22 protein-coding genes and 1 tRNA gene are annotated in these 26,198 nt (G+C 63.9%); 15 read left to right on the top strand and 8 right to left on the bottom strand.

Annotation, left to right across the window (positions count from 1 at the left end; genetic code table 11):
* Nucleotides 1-24: 24 nt before the first annotated feature.
* The 5 genes from AC1MCD_RS14430 to AC1MCD_RS14410 all read right to left on the bottom strand — a co-directional run bounded on the left by AC1MCD_RS14430 (nucleotide 25) and on the right by AC1MCD_RS14410 (nucleotide 4,082).
* On the bottom strand, nucleotides 25-741 hold the full coding sequence (locus AC1MCD_RS14430) for a GNAT family N-acetyltransferase (protein WP_498672913.1): 717 nt from the start codon (nucleotides 739-741) through the stop codon (nucleotides 25-27).
* A 27-nt stretch (nucleotides 742-768) separates the two neighbouring features.
* The gene (locus tag AC1MCD_RS14425; protein ID WP_498672911.1) at nucleotides 769-1,794 is read right to left on the bottom strand and encodes an ATP-dependent 6-phosphofructokinase; all 1,026 of its coding nucleotides are present in this window, start codon (nucleotides 1,792-1,794) and stop codon (nucleotides 769-771) included.
* 202 nt (nucleotides 1,795-1,996) lie between these two features.
* The gene (locus tag AC1MCD_RS14420; RefSeq protein WP_498672909.1) at nucleotides 1,997-2,248 is read right to left on the bottom strand and encodes a PspC domain-containing protein; all 252 of its coding nucleotides are present in this window, start codon (nucleotides 2,246-2,248) and stop codon (nucleotides 1,997-1,999) included.
* Between the two features lie 3 nt (nucleotides 2,249-2,251).
* The gene (locus AC1MCD_RS14415) at nucleotides 2,252-2,545 is read right to left on the bottom strand and encodes a hypothetical protein (RefSeq protein ID WP_498672907.1); all 294 of its coding nucleotides are present in this window, start codon (nucleotides 2,543-2,545) and stop codon (nucleotides 2,252-2,254) included.
* Between the two features lies 1 nt (nucleotide 2,546).
* Nucleotides 2,547-4,082 (bottom strand): PspC domain-containing protein, encoded by a 1,536-nt coding sequence (locus tag AC1MCD_RS14410; protein ID WP_498672905.1) that lies wholly within the window; start codon nucleotides 4,080-4,082, stop codon nucleotides 2,547-2,549.
* A gap of 124 nt (nucleotides 4,083-4,206) precedes the next feature.
* On the opposite strand from AC1MCD_RS14410, the gene AC1MCD_RS14405 reads away from it, so the two are divergent.
* Together AC1MCD_RS14405 and AC1MCD_RS14400 are read left to right on the top strand one after the other, a co-directional pair.
* The gene (locus tag AC1MCD_RS14405; protein ID WP_498672904.1) at nucleotides 4,207-5,667 is read left to right on the top strand and encodes an ATP-binding protein; all 1,461 of its coding nucleotides are present in this window, start codon (nucleotides 4,207-4,209) and stop codon (nucleotides 5,665-5,667) included.
* Entirely contained in the window at nucleotides 5,664-6,347 is a 684-nt protein-coding gene (locus AC1MCD_RS14400) for a LuxR C-terminal-related transcriptional regulator (RefSeq protein ID WP_498672902.1), read from the top strand. The genes AC1MCD_RS14405 and AC1MCD_RS14400 overlap by 4 nt, the downstream gene beginning before the upstream one ends.
* Before the next feature lie 118 nt (nucleotides 6,348-6,465).
* Here the strand turns inward: AC1MCD_RS14400 and AC1MCD_RS14395 are convergent, their stop codons facing one another.
* Nucleotides 6,466-7,683: a pyridoxal phosphate-dependent aminotransferase gene (locus tag AC1MCD_RS14395; protein WP_498672900.1), complete on the bottom strand. Its 1,218-nt coding sequence runs from the start codon at nucleotides 7,681-7,683 to the stop codon at nucleotides 6,466-6,468.
* 272 nt (nucleotides 7,684-7,955) lie between these two features.
* On the opposite strand from AC1MCD_RS14395, the gene AC1MCD_RS14390 reads away from it, so the two are divergent.
* The 9 genes from AC1MCD_RS14390 to rplL all read left to right on the top strand — a co-directional run bounded on the left by AC1MCD_RS14390 (nucleotide 7,956) and on the right by rplL (nucleotide 15,057).
* Nucleotides 7,956-8,028: transfer RNA gene (locus tag AC1MCD_RS14390), tRNA-Trp, on the top strand.
* 81 nt (nucleotides 8,029-8,109) lie between these two features.
* The gene (gene secE / locus AC1MCD_RS14385; RefSeq protein WP_498672898.1) at nucleotides 8,110-8,394 is read left to right on the top strand and encodes a preprotein translocase subunit SecE; all 285 of its coding nucleotides are present in this window, start codon (nucleotides 8,110-8,112) and stop codon (nucleotides 8,392-8,394) included.
* A 116-nt stretch (nucleotides 8,395-8,510) separates the two neighbouring features.
* Nucleotides 8,511-9,374: a transcription termination/antitermination protein NusG gene (gene nusG / locus AC1MCD_RS14380; protein WP_498672896.1), complete on the top strand. Its 864-nt coding sequence runs from the start codon at nucleotides 8,511-8,513 to the stop codon at nucleotides 9,372-9,374.
* A gap of 130 nt (nucleotides 9,375-9,504) precedes the next feature.
* Nucleotides 9,505-9,936, top strand: coding sequence for a 50S ribosomal protein L11 (rplK, locus tag AC1MCD_RS14375; RefSeq protein ID WP_024365990.1), 432 nt, complete (start codon nucleotides 9,505-9,507; stop codon nucleotides 9,934-9,936).
* Nucleotides 9,937-10,118: 182 nt separating this feature from the next.
* On the top strand, nucleotides 10,119-10,826 hold the full coding sequence (rplA, locus tag AC1MCD_RS14370; protein ID WP_498672894.1) for a 50S ribosomal protein L1: 708 nt from the start codon (nucleotides 10,119-10,121) through the stop codon (nucleotides 10,824-10,826).
* 618 nt (nucleotides 10,827-11,444) lie between these two features.
* Nucleotides 11,445-12,557 carry a GNAT family N-acetyltransferase gene (locus tag AC1MCD_RS14365; protein ID WP_498672891.1) on the top strand — a complete coding sequence of 371 codons (1,113 nt, stop codon included), beginning with the start codon at nucleotides 11,445-11,447 and terminating at the stop codon, nucleotides 12,555-12,557.
* 8 nt (nucleotides 12,558-12,565) lie between these two features.
* On the top strand, nucleotides 12,566-13,684 hold the full coding sequence (locus AC1MCD_RS14360; RefSeq protein WP_498672890.1) for a GNAT family N-acetyltransferase: 1,119 nt from the start codon (nucleotides 12,566-12,568) through the stop codon (nucleotides 13,682-13,684).
* A 297-nt stretch (nucleotides 13,685-13,981) separates the two neighbouring features.
* Nucleotides 13,982-14,599: a 50S ribosomal protein L10 gene (gene rplJ, locus AC1MCD_RS14355; protein WP_498672889.1), complete on the top strand. Its 618-nt coding sequence runs from the start codon at nucleotides 13,982-13,984 to the stop codon at nucleotides 14,597-14,599.
* An 80-nt stretch (nucleotides 14,600-14,679) separates the two neighbouring features.
* On the top strand, nucleotides 14,680-15,057 hold the full coding sequence (rplL, locus tag AC1MCD_RS14350) for a 50S ribosomal protein L7/L12 (protein ID WP_491352207.1): 378 nt from the start codon (nucleotides 14,680-14,682) through the stop codon (nucleotides 15,055-15,057).
* Nucleotides 15,058-15,175: 118 nt separating this feature from the next.
* Here rplL and AC1MCD_RS14345 read toward each other — a convergent pair whose 3' ends face one another.
* Nucleotides 15,176-15,679, bottom strand: coding sequence for an aminoacyl-tRNA deacylase (locus AC1MCD_RS14345; protein ID WP_498672888.1), 504 nt, complete (start codon nucleotides 15,677-15,679; stop codon nucleotides 15,176-15,178).
* 2 nt (nucleotides 15,680-15,681) lie between these two features.
* Entirely contained in the window at nucleotides 15,682-16,881 is a 1,200-nt protein-coding gene (locus AC1MCD_RS14340) for an acetyl-CoA C-acetyltransferase (protein ID WP_498672887.1), read from the bottom strand.
* Between the two features lie 223 nt (nucleotides 16,882-17,104).
* Here AC1MCD_RS14340 and AC1MCD_RS14335 point away from each other — a divergent pair, with 223 nt between their 5' ends.
* From AC1MCD_RS14335 to rpsL, 4 genes are all read left to right on the top strand, one after another.
* The gene (locus AC1MCD_RS14335) at nucleotides 17,105-17,572 is read left to right on the top strand and encodes a hypothetical protein (RefSeq protein WP_498672886.1); all 468 of its coding nucleotides are present in this window, start codon (nucleotides 17,105-17,107) and stop codon (nucleotides 17,570-17,572) included.
* Nucleotides 17,573-17,869: 297 nt separating this feature from the next.
* A complete protein-coding gene (gene rpoB, locus AC1MCD_RS14330; RefSeq protein WP_498672885.1) occupies nucleotides 17,870-21,379 on the top strand; it encodes a DNA-directed RNA polymerase subunit beta in 3,510 nt (1,169 codons plus the stop codon).
* A 121-nt stretch (nucleotides 21,380-21,500) separates the two neighbouring features.
* Nucleotides 21,501-25,400 (top strand): DNA-directed RNA polymerase subunit beta', encoded by a 3,900-nt coding sequence (locus AC1MCD_RS14325; protein ID WP_498672884.1) that lies wholly within the window; start codon nucleotides 21,501-21,503, stop codon nucleotides 25,398-25,400.
* Nucleotides 25,401-25,822: 422 nt separating this feature from the next.
* On the top strand, nucleotides 25,823-26,197 hold the full coding sequence (gene rpsL, locus AC1MCD_RS14320; RefSeq protein ID WP_011692814.1) for a 30S ribosomal protein S12: 375 nt from the start codon (nucleotides 25,823-25,825) through the stop codon (nucleotides 26,195-26,197).
* The last annotated feature ends 1 nt before the right edge of the window (nucleotide 26,198 follow it).

Here is a 26,198-nt window from a genome sequence, read left to right as displayed (position 1 = left end):
CGGTCTGCGGAGTCAGCCGGAGCTTCAGCCCAGCTGCACGCTGGTCTGGATACCGCCCGCGGTGAGGCCCAACTGCCGCGCCAAGGCAACCGCGCCGGTGTTGCTGACTTCCGCCCGCCACTGGATTGTCAGGCCCGCAGCGAGTGCTTCGTGGGCCGCGATCGACGCTGCCAGGGAACCCAGTCCCAGGCGCCGCCACTCGGGGTCCACCAGGACTCCGAGCTGGCCCAACAGACCCTCCCATGCTGCGTATGCTCCGCACGCCACCGGCACCTGCCGGCCGTCCACCTCATGCACGATGGTGTACCGGTTTTCAAGCTGGGACAGGGCCACCTCGTTGACGTCGTCCGGCGGGCAAAGCCCCTCCAGCTCAATCGCCTCGGGGTTGCCGTGGGACACGGTCAGCTCCTCGGACGGCTGGCGGAGCGGCAGGTCATCGGCGAAGAACAGGGCGGCAGCGCCCAGGCCGTGTCCGCCGTGTGACCGCGTCAGGGTCAGGAGGGTCACATGATGGGCCATCTCGTCATCCGGGATGCCGGCCGCGGCGTCGATCAGCCACTGCGGACCCACCAGGGCGGAGCTGCCGAAAAGCCTGACGAACTCCACTGTCTTGGCCGTTTCGTCGGCCCTGACCACCCGCTCGCCGGAAGTCAGGGACGAACCGAAAGCGTCGTCGTCGAGCCCCAGGTGCCGGGCCCACGCGAGCTGGATGATGGCGGCGGAACCGGGGTCGAGAGTCATATCCCCAGCCTAGGGGGAGCGCGCGGCTCAGCCGAACAGAACGGCCGCTTCGTCGTAGCGGTTCTGCGGAACCGTCTTGAGCTGGCCCAGGGCCTTCTCGAAGCCGACGTGCTCGATGTCGGTGCCCTTGAGCGCCACCATGGTGCCCCAGTAACCCTCCACCACCGAGTCGATGGCGGCCATGCCCAGGCGGGTGGCCAGGACGCGGTCGAAGGCTGAGGGTACACCGCCGCGCTGGATGTGGCCCAGGATGGTGGCGCGGGTTTCGATGCCGGTCCGCGCCTCGATCTCGGGCGCCAACTGGTCCGCGATGCCGCCCAGGCGGGGACGTCCGAAGGTGTCCAGGCCGCGCTCGGAGTGCGGGGTTTCCATGTGGTCCGGAACGAAGCCCTCGGCCACCACCACCAGCGGCGCGCGGCCGCGGTCATGGGCTTCCTGGACCCACTCGGTGATCTGTTCGATACTGACCTTCTGCTCCGGGATCAGGATGGCGTGGGCGCCGGCTGCCATGCCTGCGTGCAGGGCGATCCAGCCCACGTGGCGGCCCATGACCTCGGCGATCATGCACCGGTGGTGGGACTCGCCGGTGGTGCGGAGGCGGTCGATGGCCTCGGTGGCAATCTGGACTGCCGTGTCAAAGCCGAAAGTGTAGTCCGTGGCGTCGAGATCGTTGTCCACGGTCTTGGGAACGCCCACGATCTTGAGGCCGGCGTCCGTGAGGCGCTTCGCTGCTGCCAAGGTCCCTTCGCCGCCGATCGCGATGATGGCGTCAATGCCGAGGCGGTCCAAGTGGGCCTTGATGACCTCCGGCCCGCCGCCGTTCTCGAAGGGGTTGGTGCGGGAGGTGCCCAGGATGGTGCCGCCTTGCTTGGCGATACCCCGGACCAAAGTGCGGGGGATGTCGATGATGTCGCCTTCAACCACACCGCGCCAGCCGTCCAGGAAGCCTACGAATTCGTGGCCGTGGATGGCGATGCCTTTGAGGACCGCTCCGCGGATCACGGCGTTCAGTCCCGGGCAGTCCCCACCGCTGGTGAGAATTCCAATTTTCATTTCTCTGCTCAAATCCTGATGTGAAGGGGGTTAGGGGCAGAGCGCCACGCTGAGCTCACCTAGATTGTAGTCGGCCGTGTGCGTTGCGACACAAACCGGTGACAACGGGCACCTTTCACCGCTACTGCAAAAGGCCCCCGGTCCGGAGGGTACTCCGGACCGGGGGCCTGTGTCGCTGGGTCCTGCCTGCCTGGTGCCCGGATCAGCTGATGGAGCGGCGGTCCAGGAAGGTCTGCAGGGGGATGGAGTTGCGCTGGTCCGGTAGGACCAGCCACGCCGCGAGGTAGATCACAACGGCGGGGCCTGGGAGGAGGCAGAAGACCAGGAAAGCGATCCGCACAAAGGCCACATCCACATTGAGCTTGGCTGCGATGCCGCCGCACACGCCTCCCAGCCAGCGTTCGGGACCGCGTTTCAGGCCGAAGCCCCTGACGATGCTGAAGAACTTTTCCATGGTTCAAGACTTCCCTGTTGTGGGTTCGTTGTCACGTTTCCGGGCCGAGAGCAGGCCGCCGATGACGAGTGCCGCACCTGCCCCGATCATGAGCCCGATCAGCACATAAGTGCCGTTCAGCGTCACGACGCCCAGCTGGGCGACGATGATGAGTGCGGCCAGTGCCAGGACGATGAGGCTCCAGACTATGGTGCCGACGCGGGCGGATGGCTGCTGCGGTGCGTCGGCTCCGGACGGCGTTGCCGGCGTCGTGCTTTCCGACTCGTGTGAATCCGGTGCCGGATCAAAGCTGCTCATGTCAGTTTCCTTCCTGAATGGTGACGTTGCTGAAGGTGCCGTCAATGTTCACGATCAGGCTGGCTCCGCGTTTGTCGGTGTTGTACTTGCTTTCGCGGGTGGTGATGCCGCTGCGGTTGTCGGCGCCTTCGTGAATGTTGCCCATGGTCATATCGGCCCTGACCGTCACGGGGACGTCCGCCGGGATCACGACCGTGACGTTGCTGGCTGTGACGTCAAGGGGAACCACGACGTCGGACGTCAGCGGGGCGGTGACGTTCAGGTCGGTGAGGTCAAGAGTGCCGCGACCTGCGGTGACGTTGTAGCCGTCCCGGGCCTGTTCAATATTTACCGGCGTCCAGTTGACATCAGTGAAGCGGACCCTGTCGCTGTTGCCCACCACGTTGTAGATACCGCCCGTGATCAGGGCTACTACGGCGAAGAGGCTGAGGATGCCCGCCGTCTTTCCGCGGAGGCCTGCAATGAGGATGCCCAGGCCAACCACGGCTGCGCCGCTGGCCCATACGACGGCGTTGGCGGACTGGCCGAGATCGATCACGTTGAAGGCGTCGAGGGCCTTCAGTCCGCCGCCCACCAGGAGCGCTACGCCGGCGGTGACGGCCACGGCGGGGGCGCCGGGTCCGGAGGGGCGGGCATGTGGTGCCTGGGCGGGGCCCTTTGCCTGGTAGCCGCCGCCGTAGTTACCGCCGCCCGAGCTGCCGCCGTCGTAATTGCTCCCGCCGTAGCCCCCGCTGCCGTAACTCCCGCCACCGTAGCTGCCGGCGCCATAGTTGTCGCCGCCCGGGAACGCACCGCCGGAGCGCGGGGTGGAGCCTGCGGACGGCGTCGGGGTGTAAGGAGGATTTGCGGCGGAGCCGGTATCCGTCCCGGCATAGGGCGACGTGTACGGGGCCGTTGGGTACTGCGTGGCATATGGGGCGGCGAAGGTGGCGTTGCCGCCGGACCCGGCGGGCCGGGGTGTGGCGTTCATGGGAGCTCCGTTCCGGGCCCTGTTCCGTTGGGTGAGGTAGTAGATGAGGTAGATGGCGCCGCCCACCCAGAAGACGGTCCAGAGGAATCCGCCGAAACCGTTGTGGCTCCAGCCCCAGAATCCGCCGCCGAGGCCGGTGAGTCCGAGGACTGTGGTGATCAGCGCGCCGGTCATGCCGCTTGACCACCGGCCGGCGCCGGCTTCCTGGACGTGGATGCGTCCGTCGGGCTCGGGCAGCAGGGCCCAGGCCAAGCCGTAGAGCAGGACGCCAATTCCGGCGAACAGGGTCAGGACGATGAAGATGCCCCGGACGATCAGGGGATCGATGCCCATCCGGTGCGCAATGCCGCTGGAGACGCCGCCGATCCACCGGTCGCGTCCACGGTAAATGCCGTGGCTCCGGATCCAGGGAAAGAAGTCAGTTGGCTGGCCGGGCGCCTGCGGGCCGGCGTGCTGGCCTGCGGCCGGGGGCGGCGGCAGGAGAGGCTCAGTGGGCTGGTCCTGGCCGGCCGGTGGAACCGGTTCGGAGGGCTGGCCGTCGTCTGGGGTAGGGGTCTGCGAGTTCATACTTCGATCCTGCCGTCAGCGGCGGCCGGGCTCTACTGGGGAACACCCTGACTCGTCCCTGAGTCACCCCCGGTTCCAGCCGCAACCGGGCCCGGGAAACCCTGATCCGTGCTTGGATTGACTCATGACCACCGCACTTACCCGCCCCCCGCTGGTCCGCAGCACCGACCGCGTCATCGCGGGCGTGTGCGCCGGCCTGGCGGCCCATCTGGGCTGGCCGGTGCGAAGCGTCAGGATCGGCATGGCGCTCGCAACACTCGCCGGTGGTGCGGGGCTGGCTTTCTACGCGTGGCTGTGGATTATGGTCCCCACCGCAGACGAAAGCGCCCGGCGCAACGCCCGGCGTCCGGCGTCGCCCATTGCCCCGGCCGTGAGCCTCACGGCCGCGCCCGCAACGGCATCGCACTATGCCGGCCATGCGCCGTCGGCTCCGCTGTGGGGAATGTCCGACGCCGGTGCTTCCGCGGCGGGGGTGCGCGCCAGTGCGGGCGCTGCCGGCGCTGTTCCGCCCGCTGCCGCCCCGACCCTGGCTGTCCCGACCCTGGCTTTCCCGCCCGGCGCCAGCGACGGCGCTGCCCCCAATGCGCCGTGGTTCAGCAGCCGCGGTGTGCGGTACGGCAAGGAGATCCTGCTGGGAGCCGGGCTGCTGTTGGTGGCGGGGATCATGATCGCCCAGCTCTTGGGCGTGGACGTGCCGCTGGGGACCCTCATTCCCGCTGCCGCCGTGCTCGGCGGTGCAGCCATCGCCTGGATGCAGCTCGACGAAAACCGCCGCGCCGGGGTGGTGGACAAAACCAAGGCAGACCAGGCCGGTGGCTGGGGGCGTCTCGCTGCCGGGCTGGCGCTGGTAGTAGCAGGAGTGCTGGTGATGGTGTCCGGTTCCGGCTCCTGGGAACAGACCTGGCTGGCGCTGCTGGCATCGGTTGCGGTCCTGGGCGGCGTGGTGCTGGTGCTGCTGCCGTGGGCGTTGAAATTCTGGCGGGATTTGGAAGCGGAACGCTCCGGCAGGATCCGCGAAACCGAGCGGGCCGAGATCGCGGCCCACTTGCACGATTCCGTGCTGCAGACGCTGGCCCTGATCCAGCGGCGGGCCGGGAGTGAACACGATGTGGTGCGCCTGGCCAGGGCGCAGGAGCGTGAACTGCGGGGCTGGCTGTTCCAGGACCCGGGCAAGGAAGCCGGCCAACTTTCGGACCGGATCAAGGCCACCGCCGCCGAGGTGGAGGACGTCCTGGGCAACGCCGTGGAGGTGGTCAGTGTGGGGGACACGGTCATGACCGAAGCCCATGAGGCCTTGGTCCAGGCCAGCCGGGAGGCGATGCTGAACGCCTCCCGGCACGGCGGCGGAACCGTCTCCGTGTACTTGGAGGTCTCGGATGGCCGTGCCGAGGTCTTCGTCAAGGACCGGGGCCCCGGCTTCGACTTGAACGAAGTTCCCGAGGACCGGCTGGGCGTACGGGAATCCATCATCGGACGTATGAAGCGCCACGGGGGGACAGCCGCCATCACCAGTACCCCTGACGGCACCGAGGTGCGCTTGGGCATGCCGGCGCGCCTTCCGGATAACGCAGAAGGAAGATTATGAACAACGCACAGGGCGCCGCACCCGGCCGCCCGGCACAGTCCGTCCGGGTAGTAATCGTGGACGACCACGCTATTTTCCGGTCCGGCCTCAAAGCCGACCTCGACGCCAGCATCCAAGTGGTGGGTGAGGCGGCCACCGTGGAGCAGGCCATTGCGGTGATCGCCCAGGAACGGCCTGAAGTGGTGCTGTTGGACGTGCACCTGCCGGGCGGCCTGGGCGGCGGCGGACGCGAAGTCATCGCAGGCTCCGCAACGCTCCTGGGGACCACCAAGTTCCTGGCCCTCAGTGTCTCGGACGCGGCCGAGGACGTGGTGGCGGTCATCCGGGCCGGTGCCCGGGGGTATGTCACCAAAACCATATCCGGCGCCGAAATCACGGACGCCGTGTTCCGGGTGGCGGGCGGCGACGCCGTGTTCTCGCCCCGGCTGGCTGGCTTTGTGCTGGACGCATTCGGCACCGCGCCGGCCGACATCGCCGACGACGAACTCGACAAGCTTTCCGCCCGCGAACTGGAAGTGATGCGCCTGATCGCCCGTGGCTACAGCTACAAGGAAGTCGCCAAGGAACTGTTCATCAGCATCAAGACCGTGGAAACGCACGTGTCCGCGGTGCTGCGCAAGCTTCAGCTTTCGAGCCGCCACGAGCTGACCAAGTGGGCCGCGGAGCGCCGCCTCCTCTAACCCCCACCCACCCCCAACGCTCTCTCACCTAATGTGGCTTAAACGCGAACGCTCTATCACTCTCCTGAAGAGAGTGATAGAGCGTTGGCCGAAAACCTGCGTTAAGTGAGAGAGCGTCCTACTTGGCCTTGCCGAGGAAGTCCTGGAGCCGGGCGACGCCGGTGGCCAGGTCCTCGTCGCCGAGGGCGTAGGAGAGCCGCAGGAAGCCGGAGGGGCCGAAGGCCTCGCCCGGCACCACGGCAACTTCGACCTCGTCGAGGATCAAGGCAGCCAGCTCGGCGGAGGTCGACGGCGTCGCGGTGCCTGCCGCCGTCGGGAATTCCTTCCCGAGCAGCCCGCGGACGTCCGCGTACACGTAGAAGGCGCCCTTCGGCGTCGGGCATTCCACCCCGTCGATGGCGTTCAGGCCGGCGACGATCGCCTTGCGGCGGCGGTCAAAGGCAACCTTCATCTCGTCGACGGCGGTCAGCGGGCCGGAAACGGCGGCGAGGGCGGCGATCTGCATGATGTTGGAGACGTTGGAGGTTGCGTGGGACTGCAGATTGGTGGCGGCCTTGATGACGTCGGCCGGCCCGATCATCCAGCCGACACGCCAGCCGGTCATCGCATAGGTCTTCGCCACCCCGTTGAGGATGACCACTTTGTCGCCGAGCTCCGGAGCCGCGGTGGCGATGGAGGTGAAGGGAACGCCGTCGTAAGTCAGGTGCTCGTAGATCTCGTCGGTGACCACCCACAGCCCCTTGGACGCGGCCCATTTGCCGATTTCGGCCACCTGCTCGGGGGAGTACACGGCGCCGGTGGGGTTGGACGGGGACACGAAGAGGAGGATCTTGGACTTCTCCGTGAGGGCCGCTTCGAGCTGATCCACCGTGACCAGGTAGTCCTGCTCAGGGCCGGCGAAAACCTCAACGGGAACTCCGCCGGCGAGCCGGATAGCCTCCGGGTACGTGGTCCAGAACGGGGTGGGCACAATCACTTCGTCGCCCGGATCCACCAGCGTGGCGAAAGTGTTGTAGACGGCCTGCTTCCCGCCGTTCGTCACCAGTACCTGGGACGGGTCCACGGTGTAGCCGGAATCGCGCAGGGTCTTTTCCGCGATGGCCTTCTTCAGCTCCGGCAGGCCACTCGCGGGTGAGTAGCGGTGGTACTTGGGCTGGCTGGCTGCCTCAATGGACGCCTTCACGATGTAGTCCGGGGTGGGGAAATCCGGTTCGCCCGCACCGAAGCCAATGACCGGCCGGCCGGCTGCCTTCAGCGCCTTGGCCTTGGCATCAACGGCCAGGGTCGCGGATTCGGCAATGGCGGATATGCGCTGGGAAACGCGGGCGGAAGACATGGCGGGTCCGTTCTTCGCTTGCAGCCCGAAGGCTGAATGGTGGAATTCGACGAGATCTACTCTATGCTGTTCACCGGATCGTTCGGATTGCCGGCGTGGATGTGACTGCAGGCCAGGGGCACCCACAAGGGCGGCACGAGAGGTCCGGAACGAGGCTGGTTCGACGTAGACGAAGTTGTTGCGTAGACTTGTTCTCCGGTGTTGAAACACGGATGATGACGTGCGCCCCAGTGAAAGCTGGCAGTCGCGGCAGGACTTCGTTTTCCTCCCAAAGGGTAGTGGCGCAATTGGTAGCGCAGCGGTCTCCAAAACCGCAGGTTGCAGGTTCGAGTCCTGTCTGCCCTGCGCAAGCTGTTCCGGCGTAATGCCGGAGCACGCGCAGTAACCATGGTTCTGATCAGGACCGGGTAATCCAACATTGCAAAGATGAGCGAGGACCAGGTGACCGAAACAGCTGCCAGCAGCTCCAAGGGCCGCCCAGCTAAGAAGGACGCCAAGGCAAACTTCTTCGCTCGTATTGCACTCTTCATTCGCCAGGTCATCGGCGAACTGAAGAAGGTTGTTGCACCAACCCGCAAGGAACTGATCAATTACACGCTCGTGGTGCTGGTGTTCGTGGCCATCATGATGGTCATCGTCAGCATTTTGGATCTCGGTTTTGGAACCGCGGTCAGCTGGGTCTTCGGCGGGATCGCTCCCGGGGACCGCTAAGGCGCACCGTCCGCAGGCCGCGTGGCACTGACCGGGTAACCGGTAAGAATCCACACGGTGTGCGGAATCGAGCCATTTAAATAGGCATGTTAGGCAATGAGGAAGCAGGAGACCAAGTGTCTGAGCAGGAGCTCGAGGTAACCGAGACTGAGCTGGAAGAGTCCACGGACAACACGGCGGCCCCCACGGTCGAAGCCGGTGAAGAGTCCGAGGTTGAGTCCGCTGCGCCCGAATCCGCCGACGCCGACAACGAGTCTGATGTTGCCGACGAGTCTGTTACGGACGATTCCGCCGCAGAGGACGCTGATTCAGAAGGCGATTCCGACGGCGACGACGCTGAGGCAGACGCCCTGGCAGCTGCAGCCGCCAAGGCCGAGGTGGACCCCGCCGACGAATTCAAAGCCAAGCTTCGCCGCCAGGAGGGTGACTGGTACGTCATCCACTCCTACGCCGGTTACGAAAACCGCGTCAAGGCCAACCTTGAGACCCGCATCCAGACCCTGGACATGGAAGATTACATCTTCGAAATCCAGGTGCCCATGGAAGAGGTCGTGGAGATCAAGAACGCTCAGCGCAAGGTCATCAACCGCGTCCGCATTCCCGGCTACGTGCTGGTCCGCATGGACCTGACGGATGCCTCCTGGGGCGCCGTCCGCCACACTCCCGGTGTTACCGGCTTCGTGGGCAACGCCCACAACCCGGTGCCGCTGCGCCTCGACGAGGTCTTCTCCATGCTCGCGCCGGTCTTCGAAGAAGAGCAGGCCGAAAAGGGCAAGCCGGTCAACAAGCAGTCGCAGACCCCGGTTGACGTCGACTTCGAGGTTGGCGAGTCGGTCATCGTCAAGGAAGGTCCGTTCGAGACCCTCCCCGCCACGATCTCCGAAATCAAGGTTGAATCCCAGACTCTTGTGGTCCTCGTGTCGATCTTCGAACGTGAAACTCCTGTCACCCTGGCGTTCAACCAGGTCAGCAAGATCTAGCAACCCGCACAGAATTCGTTCCGGACTGCCCGCTTAGCAGCCCCGGAACGGCCGGCCGCCTCGCCATGGCGGCCAACAACCTGAGGCACGCTCCTGTGTCCCAGGAAGATATTGAGAGAAGGACCTTACATTGGCTCCCAAGAAGAAGGTCACCGGCCTCATCAAGCTGCAGATCCAGGCAGGCGCCGCTAACCCGGCCCCGCCGATCGGTCCTGCACTTGGCCAGCACGGTGTCAACATCATGGAATTCTGCAAGGCGTACAACGCTGCAACAGAAGCCCAGCGCGGAAACGTTATCCCCGTGGAAATCACGGTCTACGAAGACCGTTCCTTCACGTTCATCACCAAGACCCCGCCGGCTGCAGAGCTCATCAAGAAGGCTGCAGGCGTTGCCAAGGGTTCACCCACCCCGCACACCGTCAAGGTTGCAAAGCTGACCCAGGCCCAGGTCAATGAGATCGCCACCACCAAGATGGAAGACCTCAACGCCACGAGCCTCGAAGGCGCAGCGAAGATCATCGCCGGTACCGCCCGCTCCATGGGTATCACCGTCGAGGGTTAATTCCCTCGCTGCCAAATGTTGGGTTCGGGCAACCGATCACGACGACGGGCAGCACCGCCGGGGAACCGGCACCACCGAAATTGAAATGTTGGGAACCGGGCACGGATCACGAGCCCGTTCACCGACTGTGGCAGGGCCCAGCGCGGTCCGCAGACCACAACTGCACAAGGAGAAATAGCAGCATGGCAAAGCGCAGCAAAGCATATGAGGCAGCAGCCGCCAAGATCGACGCGGAGAAGTCCTACGCGCCGTTCGAGGCAGTAACGCTCGCCAAGGACACCAACCCGTCCAAGTTCGACGCCACCGTTGAGGTTGCCTTCCGTCTGGGCGTTGACCCTCGCAAGGCTGACCAGATGGTCCGCGGCACGGTCAACCTGCCCCACGGCACCGGCAAGGTCTCCCGCGTCCTGGTTTTCGCAACGGGCGACAAGGCTGAGGCAGCAATCGCTGCCGGCGCTGACTTCGTTGGTTCCGATGACCTGATCGAAAAGATCCAGGGCGGTTGGACCGACTTCGACGCAGCCGTTGCCACCCCTGACCTCATGGGCAAGGTTGGCCGCCTCGGTAAGGTCCTGGGTCCGCGTAACCTGATGCCGAACCCGAAGACCGGCACCGTGACCGCTGACGTCGCCAAGGCCGTCAACGACATCAAGGGCGGCAAGATCGACTTCCGCGTCGACAAGCACTCGAACCTGCACTTCATCATCGGCAAGGTTTCCTTCGACGCCATCAAGCTGGCCGAGAACTACGCAGCAGCACTGGAAGAGGTCCTTCGCCTGAAGCCGTCCGCTTCCAAGGGCCGCTACATCCAGAAGGCCACCGTGGCCACCACGTTCGGTCCCGGCATCTCCGTTGACCCCAACGTCACGAAGGTCCTGACCGAGGTCTAATCCTCACAGCGACTCTCGCCGGACCTGTCCGGCACACCAAAGACCGCCCGGCATTGTGCCGGGCGGTCTTTGTGCTTTTAATCCTCTTGACTGGCGGGTGGCCGGCCGCCCGGCTCATCGGAGGCAAACCCGATCCGCCTCAAGAGGCTTTTGACTCTGGCCGCCATCGACGCGCGGCCCGTATGCTCAAGAATCCTGGCCTTCGGGGAGGTCCGCCATGGGGAACGGAGCGTTCTCAAAACACGGTTTCATGCGAAGAAGCGGCACGCTTTCCGTCCCCCGGCCCGGGGCCGGTGGGGACCGGGATGGCGGTCTGGTCCGTCGCCCGGACGCTGGCTACGGCGTGGCCCTGGGCCCTGGGCCCTGTGCGCCGGTGTGGTGGGGTACCTGGGTTTGGTCCCGGGCACACTAATCCTGCAAGCTCTGTGGGGTTCGCCGCCTCCGGCGGTGGTGTACGGGCTCATCGTGCTGGCCTTCGGCGGAATGGTCCTCGCACTACTGGCCGCCCGGCCAGCGAACGGCTCCGTGCCTGGTGCGACGCGTCCCCGGCAGCCGGGCATACGGCGGCAGCGACCAAGTGCCGCTCGACTGAACAGCCCTGATGGCTACGCTGGGGTGATGACAGCGCTGGTTATCACTCCGGTAAAGATCCCGCCAACTCCCGACGCCGGCGCTTACGTCCCTGATGGAAGTCCGGACAGTGCCACGGAGTTCCTGGAGTGCCACGCTCTGCTGGAAGCGTACGAACTGGAGAAGTGGGGCAACCTGGACCGCTGCCCCACTTTCCTTGAGGACCTGGAGCACTGGCGGGGAAGCGAGTACGTGGAGCGGCGCCTGTTTATAGCGCGGCAAGGCGGGCAAACAGTGGGCATGTGTTCGGTGACGCTGCCACTGCGCGAAAACACGACGACGGCCGGCATTAACGTCTGGGTGTCGGCTGGCTACCGGCGGCAGGGCCGGGGGCGCAGGCTGTTGGGGCACGCGGAATCCGTGGCAACGGCGCGTGGCAGGACCTCGCTGGACGCGTACTGCGAATTGCCCGCCGACAAGGTGGAGCGCGCCGGGCCGCTTGTTCCCGCCAAGTCGGGGGCGGGGGGACTTCCCGCAGATGATCCCAGCGTGGCCTTTGCCGCCGCCTGCGGTTATGAACTGGAACAGGTGGAGCGGGCCAGCCGCCTGGCGCTTCCGGTCCCGGCCGACCGGCTTCAGGAACTGGAGAACGCCGCGCGCCGGCGGGCCGGCGGCTACACCGTGGTGGCATGGGGTGACACGTGCCCGGCGTGGCTCGTGGCCGAATACGCGATCCTCAGGAACCGGATGACCATCGATGTGCCCACCGCCGGTATGGATTGGGAGGCGGAGGATTGGGACCCGGCCAGGGTCCGGCATGAAGAGCGGGCAAACGGCCGCGGCGGCGTCCAGGCGCAGGTCGCAGCAGCCCTGCACGAAAGCACGGGCCGGCTCGTGGCTTACACGGTCCTGACCTGGCGGGCTGGCGTTCCTGCAAGCATCATCCAGCAGGACACCCTGGTGACAGCGGAACATCGCGGAAAGAAACTCGGGCTGCTGACTAAGGCCGCCAACCTGCGGGCTGCCCAGGAACGGTGGCCCGCGGCGCGTTCGGTGCTCACATGGAACGCTGTGGAAAACCAGCATATGCTGGCGATCAATACATTGCTTGGATTCAAGCCTGCTGGTTATGAGGGTGAATGGCAGAAACGGCTGGGATGATTCCCTTTATGGCTAAAGACGTGCGGATCGAACAGCTGTGGATCCCGGACACCCTTGACGGGCCGGACGCGGCGGATTTCCTGGCGGCAGTAGAGGTGGGCCGTAAAGTCAGGATGCAGACGTGGGGGAGCGATGACCTCGCGTACACGCCGCTGGAAAAACTGCTCGAGCTGGCCGACCCTTACGAGCGCCAGGTCATTCTCGTGGCTAAGGTTGACGGCGAGATCGTGGGCGCAGTGGACATCGCCCTGCCGCTGACGGACAACCTCGACCTGGCGGAATTCACACTGGACATCCTGCCTGAAATCCAGCGGCAGGGGGTGGGCCGCAAGCTCCTCCAGGCAGCCGAACACCTTGCCCGCAGCGAGGGCCGCACGCTGATCCTGGTGGACACCAACCATCCCGGGGCGTCGCTGCACGAGTTCGAGAAGGCGCAACTGGTACCGGGTTCGGGGCAGGGGTTTGTGCCGCTGGAAAGCCGGGAAGTCGAGTTTGCCCGCAAAACCGGGTACACGCTCCAGCACATCGAGCAGTTCAGTTCGTGCCTGCTTCCGCTGGATACCAAACTCGTGGCCGTTCTGCAGGCCGAGGCCGAAGCGGCCAACAACGGCCGCTACCGGCTCCACCACTGGACGGACAGGTGCCCGGACGAGTGGCTGGAAGCGGTGGCCGTGCTCGAGAACCAGGCGGGCGCCGACGTCGACCCTTCCCTGGAGACTCCCGTCGAGCAGGGCATGGTGTTCGACGGCGGGATCCTCCGGGAAGCGGAAGAGGTCACCATCGCGCAAGGGCGGCGCACGGTGGTAACCGCCGTCGAGCATCTTGCCAGCGGATCCCTCGTGGGCCTTACAACGATCAGCGTCCTGGCCCATCGGCCCGACGTCGTCTTCCAGGACGACACGCTGGTCCTGCAGGAGCACCGCGGAAACAAGCTGGGCCTGCTGATCAAGGTGGCCAACATGGAGCGGCTCACCGAGCAGTTCCCCGACGCCCGCGTCATCTACACCTGGAACGCGCCGGAGAACAGGTACCTGCTGACGGTCAACCAGCAACTCGGCTTCACCACCGCCGGCGTGACAGGCATCTGGCAGAAGGAGCTGCCGTACTTGGGGACCAGCACGAGCTGATCTGCCCGATTTGGAAGAGGGGCGGCGCGTCCCGTAAGCTTGAACTACCAAAGACCGTCGGTTGTTGGAAATCCACTCTCCCGAGCATCGCTCACTTCTGCAGTTGTGTGCGGGGGATTCAAGTAGGTTTTCGAACGAAGGCCCCTCAACGCAGGGCGACCGGCGCAGGTGAACGAAGCAAAGTTCCGTGGATCATCCGCGTTGAGCCAAGCCCCGTGCATCTGCGCGGGGCGTTTTTTTGTTTTAGCGATCCTGAGGGGACCGTCGCATACCGGCACTATCCCCGGAAGGAGGGTTATGGCAACGCCCACAAAGGTTTCAGCAGTAGCTGAGATCGCTAACGATTTCAAAGAATCGAACGCCGCTGTCCTGACCGAATACCGCGGGCTCACCGTTGCACAGCTCAAGGAGCTGCGTGTTTCTCTCGGCCAGGACACCAAGTTCTCGGTCGTCAAGAACACCCTGACCGCTATTGCAGCCAAGGAAGCCGGCGTTGAAGCATTCAACGACCAGCTCTCCGGCCCCACTGCAATCGCGTTCATCAAGGGTGACGCAGTTGCAGCTGCCAAGAGCCTGACGGATTTTGCCAAAGCCAACAAGCAGCTGGTCATCAAGACCGGTTACTTCGAGGGCAAGGCACTGAACGCCAGCGAAGTTTCTGCACTGGCAGCGCTCGAGTCCCGCGAGCTGCAGCTCGCCAAGGTTGCAGGCATCCTCAAGGCTCCTGCTGCCGCCGCTGCACGCATCATTGACGCACTGCGCCTCAAGCTTGAAGAAGAGAACGGTGCACCGGCAGCTGCCGAGGCTCCCGCCGCTGAAGAAGCTCCTGCCGCTGACGAAGCTCCCGCAGCTGAAGAAGCCCCCGAAGCAGCTGCTGAGGCACCCGCCGAAGCACCCGCTGCCGAAGAGAACTAGTTTCTTTTCACCAATCAGACTCCGGTGTGATGGCAATGGCCCAGGCCGCCAAGCACCACCTATAGGAAGGACGCCACACCATGGCGAAGCTCAGCAACGAAGAGCTCATTGAAGCTTTCAAGGAACTGACCATCATCGAGCTCTCCGAGTTCGTCAAGCTCTTCGAAGAGACCTTCGAAGTAACTGCAGCTGCTGTTGCTGTTGCCGGCCCCGCCGGTGGCGGCGCTGCTGAAGAAGCTGAAGAGAAGACCGAATTCGACGTCGTTCTCGAATCAGCTGGCGAAAAGAAGATTGCAGTGATCAAGGAAGTTCGCGCCATCACTTCCCTCGGTCTCAAGGAAGCTAAGGACGTTGTTGACAGCGCTCCGAAGGCTGTTCTCGAAGGCGTCACCAAGGAAGCTGCCGAGAAGGCAAAGGAGCAGCTCGAGGCTGCCGGCGCTACCGTTACCCTCAAGTAACTCACGCTGCTTCACGGAAAACCCCGTCCACTTCGGTGGGCGGGGTTTTCCTGCATTTAAGCCCAACTGGGTAGCAGTAGATGTCGTTTTGAGGGCTCAAAACGACATCTACTGCTACTTACATGGGGTTGGGATCCGAAATATCGGCGACGACGGCGCCGAGGGCCGCGGTGAGCTCGTCTGCTTCAACAAAGGCGCTGTAGCCGTGCTCGCCGGCGCCCATGGAGACCCGCCGGCCGGTGATCGTGGCGTCCGCGTACACCGGCCATGCCGTGGTGCTGCCGAGCGGCGTGATCGTGCCGCGCTCGTACCCCGTGGCATCCAGGGCCACGTCGGCCGGCGGCAGAGACAGCTTGTTCACACCCACCAGAGCACGCAATTTGGGCCAGGAGATCTGCCGGTCACCGGGAATCAGCGCAAACAGGAAGGTCCCGTCCTTATGCTTGACCACCAGCGACTTCACGATGTCAGCAGCCGGGGTGATACCCAGGATCCCGGCAGCCTCCTCCAAGCTCCGGGCCGCCAACCGCTCCACAATCTGCACGTCCAGGCCGAGCGCGGCGGCGTCAGCCAGGAAGCGCTGACGTCCGACGGCGGCGCTTCCGTTCTCGACTTGCCCCACAGTCAGTCGCGGTATAGCAGGAGGGCTTCGCCCTGGCCGCCGCCGCCGCATAGGGAGACCGCGGCCTTGCCGCTGCCCCGCCGCTTGAGTTCATGCGCTGCGTGGAGGGCAAGCCTGGCGCCGGAGGCCCCGATGGGGTGGCCCAGGGCGATGGCGCCACCGTGGATGTTGCACTGTTCCAGGGGGTAGTCCAGATCCTTCAGGGACTGCACCGCCACCGAACCAAATGCTTCGTTGATTTCGATGAAGTCCAGGTCCTTGGTGCTCCACCCGGCCCGGTCCAGGGCGTTCATGATCGCGTTCGACGGCTGGGAATGCAGGGAGTTGTCGGGGCCCGCGACCTGGCCCGGTTTGCCCACCACAGCCAGGTATTCCAGCCCGTTTGCCTCGGCGAACTGGCGTGAGGCAAGTACCAGTGCCGCGGCGCCGTCGGACAGGGGAGAGGAGTTTCCTGCTGTGATGGTCCCGTCGGTGACGAACGCGGCCCGAAGGCCGGCGAGCGTCTCGATGGACGTGTTGGGCCGGACGCCTTCGTCGGTGGCGACAACCAGGGGATCACCCTTGCGCTGCTTGACGCTGATGGGCGCGATCTCGTCGTCGAAGATTCCGTCTTTCGCGGCTAGCGCGGCACGCTGGTGCGATTGGGCTGCCACGTTGTCCTGCGAAGTCCTGTCGATGCCGAGGGCGAGGTTTTTGGTCTCAGTGGAAAGGCCCATGGACTGGCCGTCGAAGGCGTCCGTGAGGCCGTCGTGCGCGGCAACATCCAACGCCTGGATGGCGCCGTAGGCCCAGCCCTGGCGGGAACCGGGAAGCAGGTGGGGTGCGCGGGTCATCGACTCCTGGCCGCCGGCAACCACCACCGTGGCGTCACCGCTGCGGATCATGCGGGCGGCATCAATCACGGCGGTCAGGCCGGACAGGCACACCTTGTTGATGGTCACACTGGGGACGTTCCAGCCAATGCCGGCACCAATGGCACTCTGCCGTGCCGGGTTCTGCCCGGCACCGGCCTGCAGCACCTGGCCCATAATGACCGCATCCACCTTGCCTGCATCCACGCCGCTCGCGGTGAGCGCGGCCTTGATGGCGTGCGCACCCAGTTCGACGGCGGTAAAGCTCGCCAGTTGCCCGTTGAGGCGGCCTTGCGGGGTCCGCGCTGCTGCCAGGATGACAACGTCAGTGTTGTTCAGGGTGTTGCCCATTGTGATCTCTTCCGCTCTGTAACGTGTAGGCCAAGGCTATCGTGAGCCGTTTCACACATTTATTCAAACGCAGAAGCGGCCTCGGGGATTCCACCGATGGGGGCGCGCAAAGGGGGATAGGGGAGAACTACCCATCTCCGTAATGTGCGCCGTCCCGCCCCGTTGCGTAGGGTGGACGGCGAACGCAGAGCCTCACGGCAACGCAAAAACAGGGAGCGGAATCTTGAAGAAAATCCTCGCCGCGGCGGCATTCGTCTGCCTCACCGGACTCACGGCCTGCAGCGTCACCACTCCTGCTCCAGGGGACGCCACTTCGACGACCACTCCGGTAACGTCCAGCGCCGCACCTTCCCAGGCATCGCCATCGCGCTCCACCGGCGCATCCGCTCCCCAAGCCGCCACGGTCAAGGAAGGCTGCGAGCTGTTCAATTCGCTCTTCGCCGAGTACAGGGCCAGCGAGCCAACGTCCAACGCCTACGAAGAGATTTACTCGAAGGCCTGGAAAGCCAAGGACGCGTACACGGGAAACCTGAGGGGACTGTTTTCGTCGCTGAGTGCCCTGACCATCAGCCACTCGGCCGTCGTCGAGAAGGGCGGCCAACCGGACCAGGTCACCAAGGATGCTGTGCGTGACGCAGTCTTTGCGAACGCCGGAGTCTGCACGGCCGAGGGCGTCACGCTCACGCTCTGACGACGGATCTGCACCGAAAAAATCGGTGCTTGCAAAACGTGCGGTTGTGGGGTAGACACGTAATGGATTTTGCCGTATCGTAGATATTTGCGTCTTCCCTGTTTACCTTCAGCCTTCATATAGCGGTGGGCTTTGCCTGGCAGCTGACCATCAACGTGCCGTCAACAACGTCATTGTATGGTCAGCCCCGGCCCCGGGTCATATAGCGGAACCGGATGGTAGCACTGCGGAGTCATTTCGCAGGGTGCACAGCGGGGGAGATCTGAAAACGCCTGAAGGTCTGTGGAAGGATCCCTCTTGGTCGCCTCGAGCACCTCTAATAACCAAACCGCTAACACCGCCGACAGCACTGATGGTGCCACTCGCCGGCTCTCATTCGCAAAGATTCACGAACCGCTTGACGTTCCGAATCTCCTTGCCCTGCAGACGGACAGCTTCGACTGGCTGGTCGGAAACGAACGCTGGCAGGCACGCGTAGCGAAAGCCGTCGAAGAAAACGACCTCAGCGTCGCCACATCGTCCGGACTGTCGGACATCTTCGAAGAGATCTCCCCGATCGAGGACTTCCAGGGCACCATGTCCCTGAGCTTCTCCGATCCGGAGTTCGCTGATCCCAAGTACACCATGGCCGAGTGCAAGGACCGGGACGCAACTTACTCGGCTCCGCTGTACGTCAAGGCCGAGTTCATGAACAACAACACGGGCGAAATCAAGCAGCAGACCGTGTTCATGGGCGACTTCCCGCTGATGACCGAGAAGGGCACCTTCGTCGTCAACGGCACCGAGCGTGTGGTCGTCTCCCAGCTGGTCCGTTCACCGGGCGCTTACTTTGAGCGCACCGCTGACAAGACCAGTGACAAGGACATCTTCACTGCCAAGATCATCCCGTCCCGCGGCGCATGGTTTGAACTCGAAATCGACAAGCGCGACCAGGTCGGCGTACGCCTCGACCGCAAGCGCAAGCAGTCGGTCACCGTTCTGCTGAAGGCCCTCGGCTGGACCGAAGGCCAGATCCTCGAAGAGTTCGGCCAGTACGACTCCATGCGTGCAACGCTGGAGAAGGACGCCACCGAGACCCGCGAAGACGCGTTGCTGGACATCTACCGGAAGCTGCGACCGGGCGAGCCGCCCACAGTCGAGGCTGCCCAGTCCCTGCTGGACAACCTGTACTTCAACTCCAAGCGCTACGATCTGGCCAAGGTTGGCCGTTACAAGATCAACCGCAAGCTTGGCATCGACCGCTCCCTTGGTGACAAGGAAGCTTCGGTCCTGCACGTTGAAGACATCGTGGCCATGATCAAGTTCCTGGTTGCCCTGCACGCCGGCGAGAAGACCCTCACGGGCAAGCGCGACGGCCAGGACCACGAGCTGCGCGTCGAGATCGATGACATCGACCACTTCGGCAACCGCCGCATCCGCGCCGTCGGCGAGCTCATCGAGAACCAGGTCCGCACCGGCCTGTCCCGTATGGAGCGCGTTGTCCGCGAGCGTATGACCACCCAGGACGTCGAAGCGATTACGCCGCAGACCCTGATCAACATCCGCCCGGTTGTCGCAGCCATCAAGGAGTTCTTCGGAACGTCCCAGCTGTCGCAGTTCATGGACCAGAACAACCCGCTGTCGGGTCTGACCCACAAGCGCCGTCTGTCCGCGCTTGGCCCGGGTGGTCTGTCCCGTGACCGCGCAGGCATGGAAGTTCGAGACGTCCACCCGTCCCACTACGGACGTATGTGCCCCATCGAAACCCCTGAAGGCCCGAACATTGGTCTGATCGGTTCGCTGGCATCCTACGGCCGCATCAACCCGTTCGGTTTCATCGAGACTCCTTACCGTCTCGTTTCCGAAGGCGTTGTGGCCGATGAGGTCCAGTACCTGACGGCCGACGACGAGGCAGAGGTCCTGATCGCACAGGCCAACGCTCCGCTGGATGAGAACAAGCGGTTCGCCGAAGAGACCGTGCTGGTCCGCGCCCGTGGTGGTGGAGGCGAGCCTGTGCTGGTTCCCGCCGCCGACGTCGAGTTCATGGACGTTTCCCCGCGCCAGATGGTGTCCGTGGCTACGGCCCTGATCCCGTTCCTCGAGCATGACGATGCTAACCGCGCACTCATGGGTGCCAACATGCAGCGCCAGGCTGTGCCGCTGGTCCGTTCCGAGGCCCCGTTCGTGGGTACCGGCATGGAGCGCGCCGCCGCCGTCGACGCCGGTGATGTCACCATCGCGAAGAAGGCAGGTGTGGTTACCGAGGTCTCCGCTGAGCTGGTCATCATGCTCAACGATGACGGCACGGAAACCAACTACCGCATCAACAAGTTCGCGCGTTCCAACCAGGGCAACTGCTACAACAACCGCGTCCTGGTAAACGAAGGCCAGCGCCTTGAGGTCGGCGGCATCATCGCCGACGGCCCGGCAACGGACCAGGGCGAGCTCGCCCTCGGTAAGAACCTGCTCGTGGCATTCATGTCATGGGAAGGCCACAACTTCGAGGACGCCATCATCCTCTCGCAGCGCATCGTTGCCGAGGACGTTCTTTCCTCCATCCACATCGAGGAGCACGAGATCGATGCCCGCGACACCAAGCTTGGTGCCGAGGAAATCACCCGTGACATCCCCAACGTGTCCGAGGAAGTCCTTGCAGGCCTGGACGAACGCGGCATCATCCACATCGGTGCCGAAGTTGAAGCCGGCGACATCCTGGTCGGAAAGGTCACCCCGAAGGGTGAAACCGAACTGACCCCGGAAGAGCGCCTGCTCCGCGCCATCTTCGGCGAGAAGTCCCGCGAAGTGCGCGACACCTCCCTGAAGGTTCCGCACGGCGAGTCCGGCACCGTTATCGGCGTCCGCGTCTTCGACCGCGACAATGACGACGAACTGCCCCCGGGCGTGAACCAGTTGGTCCGCGTCTACGTGGCTGCCAAGCGTAAGATCACCGACGGCGACAAGCTCGCCGGCCGTCACGGCAACAAGGGTGTTATCTCCAAGATCCTCCCGATCGAGGACATGCCTTTCCTTGCCGACGGTACCCCCGTTGATATTGTCCTGAACCCGCTGGGTGTTCCGGGCCGTATGAACGTCGGCCAGGTGCTGGAAACGCACCTCGGCTGGGTTGCCAAGACCGGTTGGAAGATCGAAGGTGAGCCCGAGTGGATGAAGCAGCTGCCGAACCTGCCGCGCGAGAGTGGCTCCACCACTGTTGCAACGCCGGTGTTCGACGGCGCCCGTGAAGAGGAAATTACGGGTCTGCTGGACTCCACCAATGTCACCCGCGACGGCGACCGCCTGATCAACTCCTCAGGCAAGACCCGCCTGTTCGACGGCCGCTCCGGCGAGCCGTTCCCGGATCCGATCTCGGTCGGCTACATGTACATCCTGAAGCTCCACCACCTGGTGGACGACAAGATCCACGCGCGCTCCACCGGCCCGTACTCCATGATCACGCAGCAGCCGCTGGGTGGTAAGGCGCAGTTCGGTGGCCAGCGCTTCGGTGAGATGGAAGTTTGGGCGCTGGAAGCTTATGGCGCCGCGTACACGCTCCAGGAACTCCTCACCATCAAGTCGGATGATATCCACGGTCGCGTCAAGGTCTACGAAGCAATCGTCAAGGGCGAGAACATCCCCGAACCGGGTGTTCCCGAATCCTTCAAGGTCTTGATCAAGGAAATGCAGTCGCTGTGCCTGAACGTGGAAGTACTTTCCACGGACGGAACCACAATTGAAATGCGTGACTCTGATGACGCAGTCTTCACGGCTGCGGAAGAACTGGGCATCGATCTGTCTCGTGCAGAGCCCAGTTCCGTAGAAGAGGTTTAGCAGGTTGATGTACCGGGGAAAGCAGGCGGCCCCGCCGCGCTGACTTTTCCCGGTGCATCACCTCCCTCCTCCCGCAACCCAAGACTTCAGAATTTAGAGAACAAGAGAGAACAGGGACCATATGTCCAGCGAATCCTCCTTCGGCCTCATGCAGATCGGCCTCGCCACCGCGGATGACATCCGTGGCTGGTCTTACGGCGAGGTTAAGAAGCCGGAAACCATCAACTACCGCACGCTCAAGCCCGAGAAGGACGGACTCTTCTGCGAGAAGATCTTCGGCCCTTCCCGCGACTGGGAATGCTACTGCGGTAAGTACAAGCGCGTGCGCTTCAAGGGCATCATCTGCGAGCGGTGTGGCGTTGAAGTCACCCGCGCAAAGGTCCGCCGTGAGCGCATGGGCCACATCGAGCTGGCCGCCCCGGTCACGCACATCTGGTACTTCAAGGGTGTTCCGTCCCGCCTGGGCTACCTCCTTGACCTGGCACCGAAGGACCTCGAAAAGGTCATCTACTTCGCCGCCTACATGATCACCAGCGTTGACGCTGATGCCCGTCACGAGGAACTGCCCAACCTTCAGGTTGAGCACGACATCGAGAAGAAGCAGCTGATCGACAACCGCGACTCCGATATCGCCACGATCGCCCGCGACCTCGAAAACGAGATTGCGCGCCTCGAGGGTGAAGGTGCCAAGGCTGCCGACAAGAAGAAGGCCCGCGACTCCGCCGACCGCCAGATGGCGAACGTGCGTAAGCGTGCCGACGCCGAAATCGAGCGCCTCGAGCAGGTCTGGGACCGCTTCAAGAACCTGAAGGTCGCTGACCTCGAAGGTGACGAAGGCCTTTACCGCGAACTGCGCGACCGCTACGGCATGTACTTCGAAGGCTCCATGGGTGCCGAGGCCATCAAGAAGCGTCTTGAGAACTTCGACATGCAGGCCGAGTCGGACCTGCTGCGCGACATCATTGCCAACGGCAAGGGCCAGCGCAAGACCCGCGCCCTGAAGCGACTGAAGGTGGTCAATGCGTTCCTGACCACCAACAACAGCCCGCTCGGCATGGTGCTCGACGCCGTCCCGGTGATCCCGCCGGAACTGCGCCCGATGGTTCAGCTGGACGGTGGCCGCTTCGCGACCTCCGACCTCAATGACCTCTACCGTCGCGTGATCAACCGCAACAACCGCCTCAAGCGCCTGCTTGACCTCGGCGCGCCGGAGATCATCGTCAACAACGAGAAGCGCATGCTTCAGGAAGCTGTTGACAGCCTCTTCGACAACGGCCGTCGTGGCCGTCCTGTCACCGGACCGGGCAACCGTCCGCTGAAGTCCCTGAGCGACATGCTCAAGGGCAAGCAGGGCCGTTTCCGCCAGAACCTCCTCGGCAAGCGCGTCGACTACTCCGGCCGTTCGGTCATCGTCGTCGGTCCGCAGCTGAAGCTGCACCAGTGTGGCCTGCCCAAGCAGATGGCTCTGGAGCTCTTCAAACCGTTCGTGATGAAGCGCCTGGTTGACCTCAACCACGCCCAGAACATCAAGTCGGCCAAGCGCATGGTTGAGCGTTACCGTCCGCAGGTCTGGGACGTGCTGGAAGAGATCATCACCGAACACCCGGTGCTGCTCAACCGTGCACCTACCCTGCACCGCCTCGGCATCCAGGCGTTCGAACCTCAGCTTGTTGAAGGTAAGGCAATCCAGCTCCACCCGCTGGTTTGTGGCGCCTTCAACGCTGACTTCGACGGCGACCAGATGGCAGTCCACCTGCCGCTGAGCCCGGAGGCCCAGGCTGAGGCACGCATCCTGATGCTGTCCTCGAACAACATCCTGAAGCCGTCGGACGGACGTCCGGTCACCCTGCCTTCGCAGGATATGATCATCGGCCTCTACCACCTGACCACCAAGCGTGTCGGTTCAGCTGGCGAAGGCCGCGTCTTCTCCTCGGTTGCCGAAGCCATCATGGCTTACGACCTCCGCGAGCTGCACCTGAACTCGCAGGTCAGGATCCGCCTTGAGGGCTTTGTTCCTTACGCGGGCTGGGAAGCTCCGGAAGGCTGGGAGCCCGGCCAGCCGGTTCTCGTCCAGACCTCCCTGGGCCAGGTCATCTTCAACCAGACCCTGCCCGAGGACTACCCCTGGGTTGAGAACGTTGCGGACAAGGGCGAACTGTCCACGATCGTCAACGACCTCGCCGAGCGCTACCCGAAGGTCATGACGGCGGCAACGCTGGACAACCTGAAGGATGCCGGTTTCTACTGGGCCACCCGCTCGGGCGTTACCGTCGCCATCTCGGACATCGAGGTACCCAAGGACAAGCCGAAGATCCTTGCCGGCTACGAAACCATGGCTGCCAAGATTCAGGGCCAGTACGACAAGGGCCTGATCGACGACGACGAGCGTCGCCAGGAACTGATCGAGATCTGGAACAAGGCAACGAACGAGATCGCCCAGGCGATGCGTGACAACCTTTCCCCGATGAACACGATCAACCGCATGGTGTCCTCCGGTGCACGTGGTAACTGGATGCAGGTCCGTCAGATCGCGGGTATCCGTGGCCTGGTGGCCAACCCTAAGGGTGAGATCATCCCGCGCCCCATCAAGTCCTCCTACCGCGAGGGCCTGTCGGTGCTGGAATACTTCATCGCCACGCACGGTGCCCGTAAGGGCCTGGCTGACACCGCACTGCGTACCGCCAACTCGGGTTACCTGACCCGTCGTCTGGTGGACGTTTCGCAGGACGTCATCGTCCGTGAAGAGGACTGCGGCACCGAACGCGGCCTCGTCACGCCGATTGCCGTGCCGGACGCCAACGGCGAGTTGGTCCTGGACGAGAACGTCGAGAACAGCGCCTACGCCCGTACGCTCGCTGTTGATGTTGTGGACTCCAAGGGCAACGTCCTTGCGGCCGGCGGCACCGACTGCGGCGACGTCGTTATCGCTGAGCTGTTCGCAGCCGGTATTACCGAGGTCAAGGTCCGCTCCGTACTCACCTGTGAGTCCAGCGTCGGCACCTGCGCCCTGTGCTACGGCCGTTCACTGGCCACCGGCAAGACCGTGGACATCGGTGAGGCCGTTGGCATCATCGCTGCACAGTCCATCGGTGAGCCCGGTACCCAGCTGACCATGCGTACGTTCCACACCGGTGGCGCTGTTTCCGCCAGCGGTGGCGACGACATCACCCAGGGTCTGCCCCGTATCCAGGAGCTCTTCGAAGCCCGTACTCCGAAGGGTGTCGCACCGATTGCTGAAGCAGCCGGCCGCATCGCCATCGAAGAGTCCGAGCGCCAGATGCGCCTGGTCATCACCCCGGATGACGGATCTGAAGAGATCGCGTACCCGGTACTGCGCCGTTCACGCCTCCTCATTGAGGATGGCGAGCACGTCACGGTAGGCCAGAAGCTCATCAACGGCCCGGTTGATCCCAAGCAGGTTCTGCGCATCATGGGTCCCCGTGCCGCGCAGAAGTTCCTGGTGGACGAGGTCCAGGGCGTGTACCGCAGCCAGGGCATCGGTATCCACGACAAGCACGTCGAGGTTATCGTCCGCCAGATGCTGCGCCGCGTCACCGTCATCGAGTCCGGCGAATCGGACCTGCTGCCCGGCGAGCTCGCCGAGCGCAGCCGCTTCGAGGAGGCCAACCGCCGCGTTGTGTCCGAGGGCAAGACTCCGGCTTCCGGACGTCCCGAGCTCATGGGCATCACCAAGGCGTCCCTGGCCACCGAGTCCTGGCTGTCCGCAGCTTCCTTCCAGGAGACCACCCGCGTCCTGACGCAGGCGGCCATGGAAGGCAAGAGCGATCCGCTGCTCGGCCTCAAGGAGAACGTCATCATCGGTAAGCTGATCCCGGCCGGCACGGGCCTCCCGCGCTACACCCAGGTCACCGTGGAGCCCACTGAGGAAGCGAAGGCCAACCTGTTCACCGGCCCCAGCGCGTTCAGTGACTTCTCGTACGACTCCCTGGGCGGCGACGGAGCTCCTGAGTTCCACGCCATCCCGCTGGATGACTACGATCTCGGAAACGACTTCCGCTAGCACCTAAGGCAACGCGGGGTCGCTTACGGCCCGATCCGCACCTCGGATTGGGCTCAAAGTGACCCCGCGTTGCTGTTTAAGTGCCGGAAGACGCGAAGTGGAGGACGACGGCGGAACCCGGCTTTCGCCGTCGTCAGCTATACACCCGATTAAGGCTCAGGATCAAGCCGTGCTAGAATTTTGGTAATTGTTCTGTGTGGCAGTGGATGAAGGCCGCCGCAGCATCATTTTGGTTTTGTTCTCATGATGCTGGGTGTGAGCTTGTTTCCGGGTTGCGGGCTAGGTGCGCAACGAATGCCACTCTTTTGCACGCCTAGGCGAGATTCGAGATACCAAGGCTGCAGGGACAACGCCAAAACCGATGCAGAGACGGCTGACGCCTGAATGTGCCGGTAGAGATCAAACCAACGGAGAACACGAGAGTGCCTACGATTAACCAGCTGGTCCGCAAGGGCCGCACGCCTAAGGTCAAAAAGACCAAGGCTCCTGCCCTGAACGGCAGCCCGATGCGCCGCGGTGTTTGCACCCGCGTTTACACCACCACCCCCAAGAAGCCGAACTCGGCTCTTCGTAAGGTTGCACGTGTGCGCCTCAACGGTGGCGTTGAAGTTACCGCTTACATCCCCGGTGTAGGCCACAACCTGCAGGAGCACTCCATTGTGCTCGTTCGCGGTGGTCGTGTTAAGGACCTTCCGGGTGTCCGCTACAAGATCGTCCGTGGCGCCCTCGATACCCAGGGTGTGAAGAACCGTAAGCAGGCACGCAGCCGTTACGGCGCAAAGATGGAGAAGAAGTAAT

The sequence above is a fragment of the Arthrobacter sp. BF1 genome, from assembly GCF_056680215.1.
Note: the sequence above shows the minus strand (reverse complement) of the source record. Positions and strands in the feature narration are given on the sequence as shown.